The following is a 14,229-nucleotide window of genomic DNA, read 5'->3' as shown; positions in this document are numbered from 1 at the left end:
GAGGCAAGAAAAGAACGAAGGGTTGCTTCCACTGAGTCGTTTGTGAATCACCATGCTTGATATTGTGCATGTGCACATTTTTGGCAGGATCGAGGTGTCTCCAAATCGATGCATAATGGACACAGTTCTCGTAAAGTATTGATTTGAAACGGTTCGATATCGCGCTTTGATCGATTGGTATGCAAAGTTTGGGGTTGTCAGAACAACCTCTGTGCCCTATTCATCACGGCAACACGGTTAAAAAAGAGCTCAATTAGGAGACTAAAATGAAATTGCGTAACGTTGCCCTGGCAACCGCAGCCCTCTCGCTTGCTGCTGCTCCTGCTGTCGCAGAAGCCTCATTCGATCGCTCTTCGGCACCTGTCGAAGGTGAAAGCCTCGAAGGTGGTTCGGGCATCATCATCGCGATCCTGGCAGCTGCTGCCATCATCGCCGGCATCATCATCGCTGCAGACGGCGACGATGACGACGCAGTCAGCCCATAAGGCCGACAGACATAGAATTCCAAAGGGGCTCCTAGCGGGGCCCCTTTTTTTATGGCGATTCGTTTTGCACCGATTCGGCAGCCTCGAAATTCTGTTACAATTTAGAGTATTGAGACGAAGCGGTTTGAGGCAAAGCTGGGCCCCGCCTGCCGCTTGGCCTATCGGTTGTCACAACGTCTCATCCGACTTATTCTGCGCAGAGCGACCATAAGAAGATCTCAAACATGGAGACTCACTATGAAACTGCGTAGCGCTGCCTTGGCAACGGCAGCCATCTCTCTCGTTACGGCTCCGGTCGTTGCACAGGCAACCCTCGACCGTTCATCCGCGCCTATCGAGGGTGAAAGCCTCGAAGGTAACGGCATCTTGATCGCGATCCTCGCGGCAGCAGCCGTGATCGCTGGTATCATCATCATTGCCGATGACGACGACGATGAAGACGAGCCAGTCAGCCCCTAAGTCAGACCAAAACTGAATTCGAAAAGGGCCTCTTTTGGGGCCCTTTTCTTTTGGCGGGCTTCCGCTGCACGACACCCGTCCAGTGAGTTCTGGTCATGGGCTCTAGTAATGTACCTCCACTTTGACGGCAAAAGGGGGTTCACAGTCGTTTCGAACCGTTGTCTGTTCTTGTTGAGCGGTTTATTCTCCGATTCGGAGCGACCATAAACCCCCAACAGGAGGCAATACTTATGAAACTGCGCTCATTTGCGCTCGGGGCAGCCGCCCTTTCTCTTACCGCAGCTCCAGTCGTGGCCGAAGCCTCGCTGGATCGGTCATCTGCACCGATCGAAGGCGAAAACCTTGAAGGCACCAGTGGCATCCTTCTCACCATCTTGGGGGTCGCAGCTGTGGTTGCAGCCATTATCATCATCTCCGATGATGATGACGACGCGGTCAGCCCATAAGACTGATCCGAATTGGAATTGGAAAGGGGCTCCGGTTCGGGGCCCCTTTTTTGTTGCTTTGAGAATTGTGAGCCTACTCGCCGGGCTCAACACTTCCAGTCAGGTCGGATTCTTCGTCCGATGCTTCGCCCTCGCCCTCGACCTTGTCGAGCTTGCCCTCCTGGAACCGCATCAGCAGCAGTGAGCCTTCGAACAGGAGGAGCAGCGGGACAGCCAGGATGAGCTGCGATCCGGGGTCCGGCGGTGTAACGATAGCAGCCAACGCAACCACGCCGACGATCACATAGCGCCGCGCGCCGGCAAGCTGGGCACGGGATACGATGCCCGCCCGGTGGAGCAGCATCAGCAACACCGGCAGAAGGAATGTCATCCCGAATGCGAGGATGAACTGCATCACCAGATTGAGATATTCGCCAGCCGCCGGGAGCGCTTCCACGTTAAGGCCGCCAGCGATGCCGCCAAAGCCAAGGAAGAAGCGGAACGCAGTCGGCATCACCACAAAATAGGCCAGCGACGCGCCGCCAAGGAACAGAACAGGCGTCGCGATCAAGAATGGCAAGAACGCCTTCTTCTCCTTGGCGTACAGGCCCGGCGCGACGAACGCCCAAAGCTGATTGGCGATGATGGGGAAGCTGACCATGAACCCGGCAAACAGCGCCACCTTCAGGTCGACGAAGAACAGCTCGGGCAGCTTGGTGAAGATCAACTGCCCTTCCCCTTCGGGAAAAGCATCCTTCAGCGGTTGGATCAGAAAGCCTAGGATCGTATCGGCAAAATAGAGGCACACGCCGAAACCGATCGCCAGAGCCAAAACCGAACGCATCAGACGCGCGCGCAGCTCGATCAGGTGATCAAGCAGAGGAGCCCGCGTTTCGTCGATTTCCTTGATCTCAAGCACCATCGCCGCCGCCTATTCGCTCGGCTTCGTCGCATCGCCGCGTGATGGCAGCGGCAATTCGGGTGATTGCGTCGGTTCGCTCGGTGTCGGTGTAGGAGCAGCCTGTGGTGGATCGTCCGCCATCGGATCGGGCGCCTGTGCATCGTCAGGGCCGGCATCAGGCGCGACGCTTTCGGCAATCGGAGGAGGCCCGGTCATCGCCGGTTCGCTCGATTTGGTATCAGCAGGGATGGCGGTCTTCTTCATGATCGCCTCGTTCTGCGCCTTCCACTTCTTCTCCATGTCCTCAAGTTCGGCCTCCCGCACCATGGTGTCGATACCCGAGCGGAAATGCGAAGAAACCTTGCGAACCTTGCCGATCCACCGACCAGCCGTGCGCATGGCGAGCGGCATGTCCTTCGGCCCGATCACGAGGACCGCGACGATCACGATGACCAATAATTCAGCGGCGCCGATATCGAACATGGGGGCCCTTGTTGGGAACGCGCGAGAGGTCCCGCGCAGCTACGCCTGAGAGGATCAGTTGGCGGAATCGCTCCGTTCGCTGGTGGTGCTCTCCGCGGGTTTTACATCTTTGGCAGGGGCTTCGATCTGAGCAGTTGAAGCCGAGGCTTCTTCCTCTTCCTCGGTCATGCCTTTCTTGAAGCTCGAAATGCCTTTGCCGAAATCACCCATCATTTCGGAGATCTTCCCGCGCCCAAACAGGACGAGGATGACCAGCGCCACGATGAGGATTTGCCAAATTCCGATACCGCCCATTGCGAAGTCTCTCTCAATTACCTGTGGTGAATATAGGTGCGATCTGCGCCGAGCGCCAGTCGCCCATTCGTATCAGCGTACGTATCAGGCGTCAGGTTCGATGTTTTCGTCCGATTCCGCCTCGCAATCCGGCGGATTGTCGGGGTCCATATCGCCGCCCATCGCCTCCTCCAGAGCATCATCGACGGGATCGAGCAGACCGGTGGCGCGCAATTCGTCGATGCCAGGCAAGTCGCGGCGCGATTCAAGGCCGAAATGGTCGAGGAACTCGGGCGTGGTTGCGTAGATCACCGGGCGTCCCGGCACTTCGCGCCGGCCGGCGAGCTTGATCCAGCCAGCCTCCATCAGCACGTCGAGTGTTCCGCCGCTGGTTTGCACGCCGCGGATCGATTCGATTTCTGCTCGGCTCACGGGTTCGTGGTAGGCAATAATGGCCAGCACTTCAGTGGCTGCACGGCTGAGGCGACGAACCTGCTCGCGTTCACGCCGCAACAGATGCGCAAGATCGGGTGCGGTTTCAAAATGCCAGCGCTTGCCCCGCTCGACCAGATGCACCCCGCGCGGGCGGTACTGTTCTTCGAGCGCCTTGAGCCCGTCTCGCACAACCGATTTCTCGAGATCGCCGAGGTGAGTCGCAAGCGCATCAACCGTCAGCGGCTCTTCCGAAGCAAACAAGGTTGCCTCAAGCGCGCGCTCGATAGCGTCAGCGGATTGATCTGGGGCGGATTGATCTGGGGCCGATTGCTCTGGCGCCAGTGGTTCTTCGACCTTTTCGGTCATGCGGTCGCCCTCTGCTTGAGCCGGCGAATGCGCAGCGGCGAATAGGCCTTCTCCTGCGCAATCTCCGCCTTGCCCAAACGCGCGAGTTCCAACGCTGCGACAAAGCTGGAAGCGAGCGCCGACTTGCGCAGTTCCGGTTCGGCATTGGTCGGCAGGAAGTCGCGAATATCCATCCAGTCGAGCGTCACGCCGAGCATCGCCGACACACGATCAAGCGCACTGTCGAGCGTCATTACCGGCCGGTCTGCGACATGATAGATACGCGGCGCTGTGCGGGCTTTCACCTGGCCATAGGCCTGGATCAGCGAATAGGCATCCGACTTCCACAGCGTCTTGCGGTCGATCCGCAGCCCTTCCGGTCTGCCGCGCAAGAAGATATCGCGCCCGGTTCGATCACGCCCCATCAGCCGCGCCGCTGCCTCGCGCATGGCGCCAAGGCGTTGCAGTCGCAGCTGGAGGCGGAGGGCCAATTCTTCGGGGCTCGGGTCTTCCTGCTCTTCCTTTGGCAGAAGCATCGCCGATTTAAGATATGCCAGCCATGCCGCCATCACGAGGTAATCGGCGGCCAGTTCAAGCCGCAGTGCCTTCGCTTCCTCGATATAGGTCAGGTATTGATCGACCAGCGCAAGAATCGAGATCTGGCGCAGATCGACCTTCTGCCGCCGCGCGAGGTCGAGCAGCAGATCGAGCGGCCCCTCCCACCCATCAAGCTCGAGGTAAAGCGCTTCATCGCCCGCCTTAGCACCGGGTTTCGCCACTTCGTCGGCTGGCCAGGTTTCTGGCATCTCTGCTGTCGGTTCTCCTGCGCCCATTGCACCTCCCGATAGCATGAAGCCGTCGTCTTGGGAGGTCATGCTCACGCCGCTTCTCCCGTCAGAGCGAGCAGCGCGTCGCGCTTGGCCAGCAATTCCGCCTGTTCGCCCGCAATCGCGGGCGCGATACGCGTTCCCTCCAGCGCCCGGTCAAGCCGCTCGGCGGTCGCATCCGACATTTCCGGCAGCACGTCGCAGATGCCCTGCATGTGATCCATCTTGGCCCAGCAGTTCAGGACAATATCGCAGCCTGCGGCATGGGCGCGGGCTGATCGTTCGGGAACGGTGCCGTCCAGCGCTTCCATATCGATATCGTCGGTAAGGAGCAGGCCATCGAAGCCGATGTCGCGCCGGATCACGTCGCGGATGATGGTTTCGGAGAGCGTCGCAGGGTTCTCCGTATCCCAGACTGGGAAGAGCAAATGGCCGGTCATTCCGATCAGCGCGGAATTGAGGGTGCGGAACGGAGCAAGATCGGTTTCGAGTTCGTCTGCGCTCGCATCGACCCGAGGCATGGTCTTGTGCGAGTCGACCGTCGCGCGGCCATGTCCGGGCATATGTTTGATGCAACCCGTGACGCCGCCAGCGGTCAGTCCGTCAAGCGTAGCCCGTCCAATGGCAGCAACCTGCATTGGATCGCTGCCAAACGAGCGGTCCCCGATCGCATCTGTAGTTCCCGGCTGGCGCACATCGAGCGGCGGGTGGTATGTCACCGTGATCCCCATCGCCGATAGTTCGAGCGCCATGGCTGTCGCATTGGCGCGTGCAGCCTCAATCGCACTGGCTGGTGCCAGCGCATAGAGCAGATCGAACGCCTCACCCGCAGGATAGGGTGACCAATGCGGCGGGCGCAGTCGCGCAACCCTTCCGCCTTCCTGATCGATGGATACGAGCAAGCGTTCGCGGCCATGGATCGCGCGCAGCTCGTCGGTCAAAGCGCGCAATTGCTCAGGGTTTTCGCAGTTCCGGCCAAACAGGATGTAGCCCGCAGGATCCGCCTCGCGGAAGAATGCGCGCTCATCAGCCGTCAGAGTGGGGCCGGAACATCCGAAAATCGCCGGAATCATGTACGGAGCCTTGCAGCGGGCGCGCGGTCAAGCAAGCGTGCTAACGCTCCGTTATGGGGAAAAAGGGGCGATTGAGCGCCCCGAATGCCGACTGGATCAGGGTTTTACCTGACAGGGCAGTCCGTCCGCCTTCAGCGCGTTGCAAAGCTGGTCTGCCGCAGCACGATTGCTGGCGAGCGCCTGGAGCCGGTAAACGGTGCCGATGTCGGCCTCACCCTTCACGATCCGATAGCGCACGCCGGACAGCGCGTCGCTGCTGCCGACCAGTGTCTGCCACCCGGTTTCAGCACGTGCGCGGCTGCCATAGGCACCCACTTGCACTCCGACGACCGAGCTTGACGAAGCATTACTGCCCGCAGAAGCACCGGCGCCGCTGTTTCCGCTGCCAGCCGAGGCTGAGGACGCCGAGTTGGAGCCGCTGCCGTTGGCTGCTGTCGCGGTGCCCGAGGTCGCCGAACCAGACTCAGCCCCCTCGGCATTCGAATCCGCCATCACACCTTCGCGCGTCTGACCTTCGCCGACCACGGGAGCAACATTGCCGGTTCCGGCAAATTCCTTGCCGCCCGGATCCTCAGGACGTTCTTTATAGGGGCCTTCAGGCGCTTCGATCGTACTACCATCGGCAACCATCGCCGCATCGCCGCCGCGATTGGTCAGGAACCAGATGCCGCCGACCATCGCGGCTAGCAAGGCTAGCAGGATCACTCCAAAGCCAAGGAACTGCGTGAAGTCATAGCCTCCGGCATGCTCATCCTCATCGGATTCAAGCCACGGCAGGCTGTCTTCACTGGAAAGGTCGAGTTCGCCTTCTCCAGTATCCTCAATCTCTTCGAACTCGGCTTCGATCATCACTGACCCAAGTCCTTTCTTATCCGGCTGTGGCAATATCCCAGCCCCCTGCCGGTCATCACATCGATTCGACAGCCTCTACGCCTAACACGCGAAGCCCATTTCGCAGAACTTGCCCGATTGAGTCGGCGAGGAAAAGTCTAGCTCCGGATAAACCCTTATCCTGTTCCACGATGAACCGCTTTTGCGGCGAATCGTTGCCGAGGTTCCAGAAAGCGTGGAGTTCTGCGGCTAAATCGTAGAGATAGAAGGCAATCCGGTGCGCTTCGCGGGCCTTTGCAGCCGCTTCAATCTCGCGCGGGAACTGCGCGGCTCGCTTGATCAGCGCCAATTCTTCATCGCCCAGATCGTTAAGCATGTTAGTTGACGGCGACATACCCAGATCACCTGCTTTGCGCAGAGTCGACCTGATTCGCGCGTGCGCATATTGGACGTAGAAGACCGGATTATCCTTCGATGCTTCGACCACTTTGGCGAAGTCGAATTCCATCTGCGCTTCGGGTTTGCGGGTCAGCATCGTGAAGCGCACAACGTCCTTGCCCACTTCCTCGACCATGTCGGCGATAGTGATGAAGTTGCCGGAGCGTTTGGACATCTTTACCGGCTCACCGCCGCGCATCAGCTGGACCATTTGCACCAATTTGACGTCGAACGGTGTCGGTTTGCCCTTCCCTTCGGAAAGCGCCGCAACGGCCGCCTTGATCCGCTTGACCGTGCCGGCGTGATCCGCGCCCCAGATATCGATCAACGCATCGGCGCCTTCGGCCTTTTGCATATGATAGGCGAGGTCGGCCCCGAAATAGGTCCATTTGCCGTCGGATTTCTTAATCGGGCGATCCTGATCGTCGCCGAATTTGGTCGAGCGGAACAGCGGCAGCTCGACCGGCTCCCAGTCTTCCGGCGGAGCCTTGCCCTTGGGCGCTTCGAGCACGCCATCATAGACGAGATCGTGCTCGCGCAACCACGCTTCGGCCTCGTCGGGCTTGCCTGCAAGGTGCAAAGCGGCTTCCGACGAGAACACGTCGTGATGAATGCCCAGCATGGCCAGATCGGACTTGATGAGGTCCATCATCTTTTCGACCGATTCGGCGCGAAAATACGGAAGCCACTCCTCTTCCGGCGTATCCTTGTGCTTGTCGCCAAGCTCCTTCGCCAGATACTCGCCGATCGGCTTCAGATAGTCGCCAGGGTAGTAGCCTTCGGGGATCTCGCCGATGTCTTCGCCCAGCGCCTCGCGATACCGCAGGTGCGCGGAGCGGGCGAGCGTATCGACCTGCCCGCCGGCGTCGTTGATGTAGTATTCGCGCGTGACATCGTGCCCTGCATATTCGAGCAGGTTCGACAGCGCATCGCCCACCACCGCACCGCGGCAATGGCCCATATGCATCGGTCCGGTTGGGTTGGCAGAGACATATTCGACATTGACGCGTGTGCCCGTCCCCATCGCCGAGCGGCCATAATCATCGCCAAGCGCATTGATCGACTGCAATTCGTCCAGCCAAGCGGCAAGATCGAGTCGCAAGTTGATGAAACCCGGCCCGGCGATCTCCGCACTGACGATGCTCGGTTCCGCCTCGAGCTTCGCGACAATCAGTTCAGCGAGCGCTCGCGGATTGGTTTTGGCAGGCTTGGCGAGCACCATCGCGGCGTTGGTCGCCAGATCGCCATGCGACACATCGCGTGGCGGCTCCACGGTAACGTTGGCGAAACTGGTGCCCTCAGGCAGCTCGCCCTCGGCAACCAGCTGAGTGAGCGCGGTTTCAACGGTGGCCGCATAGGCGGCGTAGAGTGTTTTGGTATTTGTCATCAGACTCTCTTGCGTTTCCGCATTGGTTTGCGGTTGCAAAGAAGGAAGCGGGGTCCCGGGTCAAGCCCGGGACGACGTTGAGCCGTTCGAGCCGCAGGCTCGCAAGGGCGACCGTCCGTCCGCAGCGATGCGGCCTTCAGGTCGCATGAGCGAGGAAATCGCGCGCCCGGATGGGCGTGCGCAAAAACTACCTCGTCGCGTTGTACGCCAGCTGATCCTCGGTCAGCTGAAACCCGATCAGCATTTCAAAGCGAGTGCGCGCAATTGCGGCTTTCACTTCGGGAGCTGCCAGTGGGTCCAGCGCGGCTTCGGGATCTCCCGGTCGTCGCTTGCGCGTGATACGTTCGCGGATATCTTCGGGGAGCGATGCTGCGGCGCGGTCAACGAAGGATCCGGCCTTGGCACTGGCGCTCGCGCGTTCCTGACCATCGGCGAAGTTAAGCGTGACCTGGCCCACTCGCTTGGTCACGACGGCGCTGCCGCCTTGGATCACGGTAACGAAATAGGGCAGCGTCACACTGCGAGCACCGCGCACATCGGTGCGCCGGGCGTGCACATCAAACGATGCCTCGCTGTAAACCTTCACCGCGCCATCGTCGCAGGTGGAACGCAGGTTGGTGATCGATGCGGTCATGTCGAGATTGCCGAATGTCGGCGCATTCGCGGCGCGGAAAACGGTGACATCGCCGGTGTAGTCGGGAATGCCGACCGCCGGGCATGAGGTCAGGACCGAAGTGATCCCGACACCCTGGTCAACCACCAGTTCACCCTCGCTGGCGCAACCAGCCAAGCCAGCCGCCAGTGCAATTACAGGCAGAACACGAGTGCGAAACATCATCAAAAAACCGTCCTCGAATATCGATCCAGCGCTGTTTTCAGCGCGTCCCCGCCCTAGCGAGGCGCGCAACAAAGCGCTAGGGGGTGCGATATGAACGCGCCCTTTCCCAATTCCAAGCCCGCTGATGGCGAGACCGCCGACCAGAAAGCACCGCTCAACCTCTTGATCGCTGCACCGCGCGGCTTTTGTGCCGGGGTCGACCGGGCGATCGAGATCGTCGAAAAGTCGCTCGAGCGGTACGGCGCACCGGTCTATGTCCGCCACGAAATCGTCCACAACAAATATGTCGTCGAAGGGCTGAAGGCGAAGGGCGCGATTTTCGTCAAGGAACTAAACGAAGTGCCCACCGACGCGCCGGTTGTTTTCAGTGCACACGGAGTGCCGAAAGCTGTCCCGGCTGAGGCAGAGCGGCGCAAGATGATCTATCTCGACGCCACCTGTCCGCTTGTTTCCAAAGTCCACCGTCAAGCGGAACGTCAGATCGAAAAGGGTCGGCACATCATCTTCGTCGGCCACGAAGGTCACCCTGAAGTGATCGGCACGATGGGTCAGGTTGAACCGGGGCAAATGACACTGGTTGAGCATATCGAGGACGTCGACAAGCTTCCCTTTGATCGCGACGAGCCGCTCGCCTATCTTACGCAGACTACTCTTTCGGTCGATGACACCCGCGAGGTTATCGCTGCGCTCGAATGGCGATATCCCAGCATCCACGGCCCGAAAGCAGAGGACATCTGTTACGCGACTTCGAACCGGCAAACGGCGGTGAAAGACCTCGCTCCGGCATGCGACCTGGTTCTAGTGATCGGTGCGCCAAACTCGTCCAATTCCCTGCGACTGGTCGAGGTTTCCGAGCGATTGGGTACGTCGGGCAAGCTGATCCAACGCGCCTCCGATATCGATCCGGCGTGGCTTGAGGGTATCGACACACTCGGTCTGACCGCTGGCGCATCAGCACCTGAGGTGCTGGTCCGCGAAGTGGTGGATGCTCTACGTAGCATGCGAGAGGTCCATGAGACCACGATCACCGCCGCCGAGGAAAAGATGGTCTTCAAGCTGCCCCGCCAGCTGACCGAATAGACCTACGGGGCCGGGGCGTTGGCTGTTTACACTCATCTTGGGGCTGAAGAGTTGGCGGCGCTGATCGCCCACTATGATGTGGGCGAATTGGTCTCAGCCAAAGGCATTGCCGAGGGCGTTTCCAATTCCAATTGGCTGATCGAGACCACGGGTTCTGCTTCGAGCGGGGATCGCTTCATCCTCACCATGTATGAGCGGCGCATCGAACTGACCGACCTGCCCTATTTCTTGGGCCTGCTCGATCATCTATCTGCCAAAGGCTGCCCTGTTCCGCGCACAATTCACGACCGCAACGGCGCAGCATTCCGCATGCTGGATGGCAAAGCCGTGGCCTTGATCGAGTTTCTGCCGGGTGTGTCACCGACCCAGCCGACGCCTGAACAGGCTCGCGCAGTCGGTTGGACGCTAGCGCAGATGCATCTGGCGAGCGGCGATTTTGGCATGGGCCGGGCCAACACGATGGGATTCGGAGAGAATCTGGCGGTGTTGGAAGCGTGCGGGAAAGCCGGGCTCGCTTCGATCAACCCCGAACTGCCCGCTACGGTGGACGCCGCACGCGCCGCCGCCGCGCTCGAGCTGAGCGCGCTGCCTCAGGCGCAAATCCATGCCGACCTGTTTCCTGACAATGTGCTGATGCTTGGCGACCAGGTGACCGGGATGATCGATTTCTACTTCGCCTGCACCGGGGCGATGGCGCTCGATCTGGCCACCACCCATGCGGCGTGGAGCTTCGATTCGAACAATGCGTATGATGCGGCAGTCGGCACGGCATTGCTGGAAGGTTACGAAGAATTGCGAACGCTCTCTTCAGAGGAGCGCGCCCTTTTGCCGGAAATCGCCAAGGGTGCCTGCCTGCGATTCGTCGCCAGCCGCGCCGAAGACTGGCTCGACACCCCGGATGACGCATTGGTCACACGCAAGGACCCAATGCAATTCGTCTCACGATGGCACTTTTACGATAAAGCAGGTGCCAAGCTGTTTGCGTCCTAAGTGATTCTGCGCAAAAGGCGTGGTTAATGAAACGCGTCGAAATCTATACCGATGGAGCCTGCAAAGGAAATCCCGGCCCGGGTGGCTGGGGCGTGTTGCTGCGCATGGGCAAACACGAGAAAGAGCTTTCCGGCGGCGAAGCGGACACGACCAATAATCGCATGGAAATGATGGCCGTTATCAACGGCCTGTCCGCACTGATCGAGCCGTGCCAGGTCGACCTGTATTCAGACAGCAAATATGTGATCGACGGGATCACAAAGTGGGTCGAAGGTTGGCAGCGTCGCGGCTGGATCAACGCCAGCAAGAAGCCGGTTCGCAACGCCGATCTGTGGCACGAACTGATCGAAGTCGTCGCCAAGCACGAGGTGGAATGGCATTGGGTCAAAGGCCATTCTGGCCACCCAGAGAACGAGAGAGTCGATCAACTTGCCAGCGCTGCAGCGGAAAGTGCGGCACGCGTCGACGAAGAAGAAGACGGCTAACCCAAAACAGAAACGGGCGCGCTCATCAGAGCACGCCCGCTTGAAATCGAATTGGCAGCAGCCGCTTAGCTGTTGTCTTCGACCGGCGCGCCAGGACCGTTCTTCTTGATCGAATCGATGGCGTTCTGCGCGCTCGACTTGCTCGAATAGCCCTGAGTCGAGAACATCACTTCGGAATTGTAGCTGAAGCGGACGCGGAACTCGTCGGCTTTGTCTTTATAGATTTCAAACTTGTGAGCCATGGTATCACTCCCTCATATTTGAGTTTCTGAACTCGTGCAGCACCTTACAGATCAAGCCGCCAATAGCTAGCCGGTCAGCGCCTGCGGCGATGTAAAAAATCGATTCGGCGCATAGGCTTGGCGATCGATCGCGCGGGTCATTGCGTCAGGATCATTGCCAAGTGCGATCTGTGAAGCAAGCCGTGCAGCGGCGGGAGCGGTCTGGATGCCGAATCCGCCTTGCCCCGCGAACCAGAAGAAGCCTTCGATGTCCGGGTCTGGTCCATAAACAGGCAGCCGGTCCGGCGCGAAGCTTCTGAGCCCCGCCCAGCGGCGCTCAACCGCTTCTATGTGCCAGTCAGTAACTCTCTGGAACCGGTCGATCGCAAGCGCGACGTCGAGTTCTTCGGGGGCTGCATCGCAAGGTGTGGTCGGGATTTCGTCATGCGGACTGAGCCACAATCGGCCATTGTCGGACTTGAAATAGAAGCCGCCGTTGATGTCGAGCACTAGTGGCAAATTATCAGGCGCAGCGGGTTCGACCCGCAATTGCGCGACGGTGCGCCGCTTGGGATCGATTCCCAAAGGCTGCGCTCCGGCCATCTGAGCGAGCGTATCGGCCCACGCTCCAGCAGCGTTGACGACCGCCGCAGCAAGGTGAGTCGCGCCGCCTTCGGCTTCGATCTGCCAAATGCCGTCATGACGCCTGAGGCCAGCGACGCGCGAGCGACAAATCAAATCGGCACCGCCTTGCTTCAGCCCTTTGAGGTAGTGCTGGTGCAGGCCCGCCACGTCGATGTCTGCACATGCCGGCTCCCAGATCGCGTCGCACCAATCCTCGCGAATATGCGGGACACGTTCCACCAGACCTTCACGGCCCAGCCGTTCGATTGTCACACCGGTTCCAGCGAAGGTTTCGACAAAACCGTCCATCTGCGCCTTGTCATCGCCGCGCCCGACATACAGCGCGCCGCGCGGTCGCAGGAAACCGTTCTCTCTCAGGAAAACGCCAGACGCCAGCGTCAGCGGGACCACGCCCGGCCCTCCGTAACATTCCTCCCAGAATGCTGCTGAGCGACCAGTCGAATGATACCCCGGCACGTCTTCGGCCTCGAGAACGAGCACGGTAGCATGCGGAGCAAGTTCGGCAGCGATGCTCGCGCCGGCCATCCCCGCACCGATCACAGCAAAATCGTAGATCGTCTCAGCCATTACTTTGGTGCGGGAGGAGCGACGCGATCGAGGAATTCTGCCACAGCGGCCATCGCCCGGTCGCGCACGGCATCGACTTCACGGAGAATCTCGTGATGCGCTTCTTCGCCAAACTCCGCGAGTTCGCCTTTGGGAAGGCGCTCGGCTCCACGCACATTGGCAGCGTGGCTCACGAGTTTGTCGGAGCTGGTGGAGACAATCAGCACAGGTACATCGACCTCCTCCAGCGCCCCAGGCTCCTCAAGCATTCTCCAGGATGCATAGGCGCGCTCGACCCAGCGCCAGCTTGCCGGGCCCATCACCAGCTCAGGCCGATGCTCGCGCCACCACAGCTCATCCTGATAGCGGTCGGGATCATGGGTCAGCAGGTTGATCCGATCGACCGGCATCTCACCTGGCTTCTCGCTCCACTTCCACGCCTGACGCAAAGGATCGCCCACCTTGGTCATCATCCCCGCTACGCCGTGCAGGATCGAAAGCGGCAGTGGTGGGCCGTTCATGCCAAGCATAGGTGCGCTCAGGAATACGGCATCGGGATCAACGCGCTTCTCGACCAAAGCTCGCATGACAAGGTGCCCGCCCATGGAATGCGCGGCGAGCACATGCGGTCCGGGCGTCTCAGCGATCCAAGCCTCCCACAGATGCGCCAGATCATCGATCCACGTCGAAAAATCGTCGATATGGCCGGTGACCTTGTCATTGCCGAGCCGGCCACTGCCCGCCTGTCCGCGCCAATCGGCCGCCGTTACGCGCCAGCCCGCACGGTGCCATTCTTCAAGGCTTTCGAGATATTTTTCGTAATTGTCGCCGCGCCCGGGCAGGTACAGGATTGAACCACGCGGAGCGTCGGTGGCTCCCGTCCAGTCGATCCGGCGCAAAGTGTGCCCGTCGGCCGCCTGCCAGATCGTTTCGGTGGCTGCTTCCGGAATAGCCCGACGGTTGATCGGGCGGTCCATTACTGCGTTATCGCCCATATCATTCTCGCTCACGTGCCTAATATCCGACCGCTGGTGTTGGTTACTATTTGGTAAGCACTGCCCT

General features: G+C 60.0%; 18 protein-coding genes. 6 read left to right on the top strand and 12 right to left on the bottom strand.

Annotated features, from left to right (window positions below; genetic code table 11):
* Positions 1-266: 266 nt before the first annotated feature.
* The 3 genes from Q0837_RS01905 (at position 267) to Q0837_RS01895 (ending at position 1,390) form a co-directional block, all read left to right on the top strand.
* On the top strand, positions 267-485 hold the full coding sequence (locus tag Q0837_RS01905) for a hypothetical protein (RefSeq protein WP_298464550.1): 219 nt from the start codon (positions 267-269) through the stop codon (positions 483-485).
* A gap of 237 nt (positions 486-722) precedes the next feature.
* Positions 723-944, top strand: a complete 222-nt coding sequence (locus Q0837_RS01900; RefSeq protein WP_298464547.1) for a hypothetical protein — start codon at positions 723-725, stop codon at positions 942-944.
* Positions 945-1,174: 230 nt separating this feature from the next.
* The gene (locus Q0837_RS01895) at positions 1,175-1,390 is read left to right on the top strand and encodes a hypothetical protein (RefSeq protein ID WP_298464544.1); all 216 of its coding nucleotides are present in this window, start codon (positions 1,175-1,177) and stop codon (positions 1,388-1,390) included.
* A 73-nt stretch (positions 1,391-1,463) separates the two neighbouring features.
* Here the strand turns inward: Q0837_RS01895 and tatC are convergent, their stop codons facing one another.
* The 9 genes from tatC to Q0837_RS01850 all read right to left on the bottom strand — a co-directional run bounded on the left by tatC (position 1,464) and on the right by Q0837_RS01850 (position 9,200).
* Entirely contained in the window at positions 1,464-2,291 is an 828-nt protein-coding gene (gene tatC, locus Q0837_RS01890; protein ID WP_298464542.1) for a twin-arginine translocase subunit TatC, read from the bottom strand.
* 9 nt (positions 2,292-2,300) lie between these two features.
* Positions 2,301-2,753, bottom strand: coding sequence for a Sec-independent protein translocase protein TatB (gene tatB / locus Q0837_RS01885; RefSeq protein ID WP_298464539.1), 453 nt, complete (start codon positions 2,751-2,753; stop codon positions 2,301-2,303).
* A gap of 54 nt (positions 2,754-2,807) precedes the next feature.
* A complete protein-coding gene (locus Q0837_RS01880) occupies positions 2,808-3,047 on the bottom strand; it encodes a twin-arginine translocase TatA/TatE family subunit (RefSeq protein WP_298464536.1) in 240 nt (79 codons plus the stop codon).
* Positions 3,048-3,131: 84 nt separating this feature from the next.
* A complete protein-coding gene (gene scpB, locus Q0837_RS01875; protein ID WP_298464533.1) occupies positions 3,132-3,827 on the bottom strand; it encodes an SMC-Scp complex subunit ScpB in 696 nt (231 codons plus the stop codon).
* Positions 3,824-4,612, bottom strand: coding sequence for a ScpA family protein (locus Q0837_RS01870; protein WP_298469718.1), 789 nt, complete (start codon positions 4,610-4,612; stop codon positions 3,824-3,826). Before Q0837_RS01870 ends, scpB begins: the two co-directional genes overlap by 4 nt.
* Positions 4,613-4,683: 71 nt before the next feature.
* Positions 4,684-5,706: a beta-N-acetylhexosaminidase gene (gene nagZ, locus Q0837_RS01865; protein ID WP_298464530.1), complete on the bottom strand. Its 1,023-nt coding sequence runs from the start codon at positions 5,704-5,706 to the stop codon at positions 4,684-4,686.
* A gap of 96 nt (positions 5,707-5,802) precedes the next feature.
* On the bottom strand, positions 5,803-6,555 hold the full coding sequence (locus tag Q0837_RS01860; protein WP_298464528.1) for an SPOR domain-containing protein: 753 nt from the start codon (positions 6,553-6,555) through the stop codon (positions 5,803-5,805).
* A 58-nt stretch (positions 6,556-6,613) separates the two neighbouring features.
* The gene (gene argS, locus Q0837_RS01855; RefSeq protein ID WP_298464526.1) at positions 6,614-8,362 is read right to left on the bottom strand and encodes an arginine--tRNA ligase; all 1,749 of its coding nucleotides are present in this window, start codon (positions 8,360-8,362) and stop codon (positions 6,614-6,616) included.
* Between the two features lie 187 nt (positions 8,363-8,549).
* Positions 8,550-9,200 (bottom strand): hypothetical protein, encoded by a 651-nt coding sequence (locus Q0837_RS01850; RefSeq protein WP_298464524.1) that lies wholly within the window; start codon positions 9,198-9,200, stop codon positions 8,550-8,552.
* 90 nt (positions 9,201-9,290) lie between these two features.
* Between Q0837_RS01850 and ispH the strand changes: the two genes are divergently transcribed.
* From ispH to rnhA, 3 genes are read left to right on the top strand one after another with little or no spacing between them, the layout of a single operon-like run.
* A complete protein-coding gene (gene ispH / locus Q0837_RS01845) occupies positions 9,291-10,280 on the top strand; it encodes a 4-hydroxy-3-methylbut-2-enyl diphosphate reductase (RefSeq protein ID WP_298464521.1) in 990 nt (329 codons plus the stop codon).
* Positions 10,281-10,298: 18 nt separating this feature from the next.
* A complete protein-coding gene (thrB, locus tag Q0837_RS01840; RefSeq protein WP_298464518.1) occupies positions 10,299-11,270 on the top strand; it encodes a homoserine kinase in 972 nt (323 codons plus the stop codon).
* 26 nt (positions 11,271-11,296) lie between these two features.
* On the top strand, positions 11,297-11,755 hold the full coding sequence (rnhA, locus tag Q0837_RS01835; protein WP_298464515.1) for a ribonuclease HI: 459 nt from the start codon (positions 11,297-11,299) through the stop codon (positions 11,753-11,755).
* A gap of 65 nt (positions 11,756-11,820) precedes the next feature.
* Here rnhA and Q0837_RS01830 read toward each other — a convergent pair whose 3' ends face one another.
* The 3 genes from Q0837_RS01830 to Q0837_RS01820 all read right to left on the bottom strand — a co-directional run bounded on the left by Q0837_RS01830 (position 11,821) and on the right by Q0837_RS01820 (position 14,162).
* Complete coding sequence (locus tag Q0837_RS01830; protein WP_298464512.1) at positions 11,821-11,997, bottom strand: YegP family protein; 177 nt, start codon at positions 11,995-11,997, stop codon at positions 11,821-11,823.
* A 66-nt stretch (positions 11,998-12,063) separates the two neighbouring features.
* Positions 12,064-13,188, bottom strand: a complete 1,125-nt coding sequence (locus tag Q0837_RS01825) for an FAD-binding oxidoreductase (RefSeq protein WP_298464509.1) — start codon at positions 13,186-13,188, stop codon at positions 12,064-12,066.
* Positions 13,188-14,162, bottom strand: a complete 975-nt coding sequence (locus Q0837_RS01820) for an alpha/beta hydrolase (RefSeq protein WP_298464506.1) — start codon at positions 14,160-14,162, stop codon at positions 13,188-13,190. Before Q0837_RS01820 ends, Q0837_RS01825 begins: the two co-directional genes overlap by 1 nt.
* Between the last annotated feature and the right edge of the window lie 67 nt (positions 14,163-14,229).

The organism is uncultured Erythrobacter sp., assembly GCF_947499705.1.
Classification (GTDB): Bacteria; Pseudomonadota; Alphaproteobacteria; order Sphingomonadales; family Sphingomonadaceae; genus Erythrobacter.
This window is presented reverse-complemented; position numbering and strand designations above follow the sequence as displayed.

Bases quoted from the DNA above. Each gene is read 5' to 3' on its own strand.
- Q0837_RS01905 (WP_298464550.1), top strand. From the start codon at position 267: ATGAAATTGCGTAACGTTGCCCTGGCAACCGCAGCCCTCTCGCTTGCT.
- Q0837_RS01900 (WP_298464547.1), top strand. From the start codon at position 723: ATGAAACTGCGTAGCGCTGCCTTGGCAACGGCAGCCATCTCTCTCGTT.
- Q0837_RS01895 (WP_298464544.1), top strand. From the start codon at position 1,175: ATGAAACTGCGCTCATTTGCGCTCGGGGCAGCCGCCCTTTCTCTTACC.
- tatC (WP_298464542.1), bottom strand. From the start codon at position 2,291: ATGGTGCTTGAGATCAAGGAAATCGACGAAACGCGGGCTCCTCTGCTT.
- tatB (WP_298464539.1), bottom strand. From the start codon at position 2,753: ATGTTCGATATCGGCGCCGCTGAATTATTGGTCATCGTGATCGTCGCG.
- Q0837_RS01880 (WP_298464536.1), bottom strand. From the start codon at position 3,047: ATGGGCGGTATCGGAATTTGGCAAATCCTCATCGTGGCGCTGGTCATC.
- scpB (WP_298464533.1), bottom strand. From the start codon at position 3,827: ATGACCGAAAAGGTCGAAGAACCACTGGCGCCAGAGCAATCGGCCCCA.
- Q0837_RS01870 (WP_298469718.1), bottom strand. From the start codon at position 4,612: ATGCCAGAAACCTGGCCAGCCGACGAAGTGGCGAAACCCGGTGCTAAG.
- nagZ (WP_298464530.1), bottom strand. From the start codon at position 5,706: ATGATTCCGGCGATTTTCGGATGTTCCGGCCCCACTCTGACGGCTGAT.
- Q0837_RS01860 (WP_298464528.1), bottom strand. From the start codon at position 6,555: ATGATCGAAGCCGAGTTCGAAGAGATTGAGGATACTGGAGAAGGCGAA.
- argS (WP_298464526.1), bottom strand. From the start codon at position 8,362: ATGACAAATACCAAAACACTCTACGCCGCCTATGCGGCCACCGTTGAA.
- Q0837_RS01850 (WP_298464524.1), bottom strand. From the start codon at position 9,200: ATGATGTTTCGCACTCGTGTTCTGCCTGTAATTGCACTGGCGGCTGGC.
- ispH (WP_298464521.1), top strand. From the start codon at position 9,291: ATGAACGCGCCCTTTCCCAATTCCAAGCCCGCTGATGGCGAGACCGCC.
- rnhA (WP_298464515.1), top strand. From the start codon at position 11,297: ATGAAACGCGTCGAAATCTATACCGATGGAGCCTGCAAAGGAAATCCC.
- Q0837_RS01830 (WP_298464512.1), bottom strand. From the start codon at position 11,997: ATGGCTCACAAGTTTGAAATCTATAAAGACAAAGCCGACGAGTTCCGC.
- Q0837_RS01825 (WP_298464509.1), bottom strand. From the start codon at position 13,188: ATGGCTGAGACGATCTACGATTTTGCTGTGATCGGTGCGGGGATGGCC.
- Q0837_RS01820 (WP_298464506.1), bottom strand. From the start codon at position 14,162: ATGGGCGATAACGCAGTAATGGACCGCCCGATCAACCGTCGGGCTATT.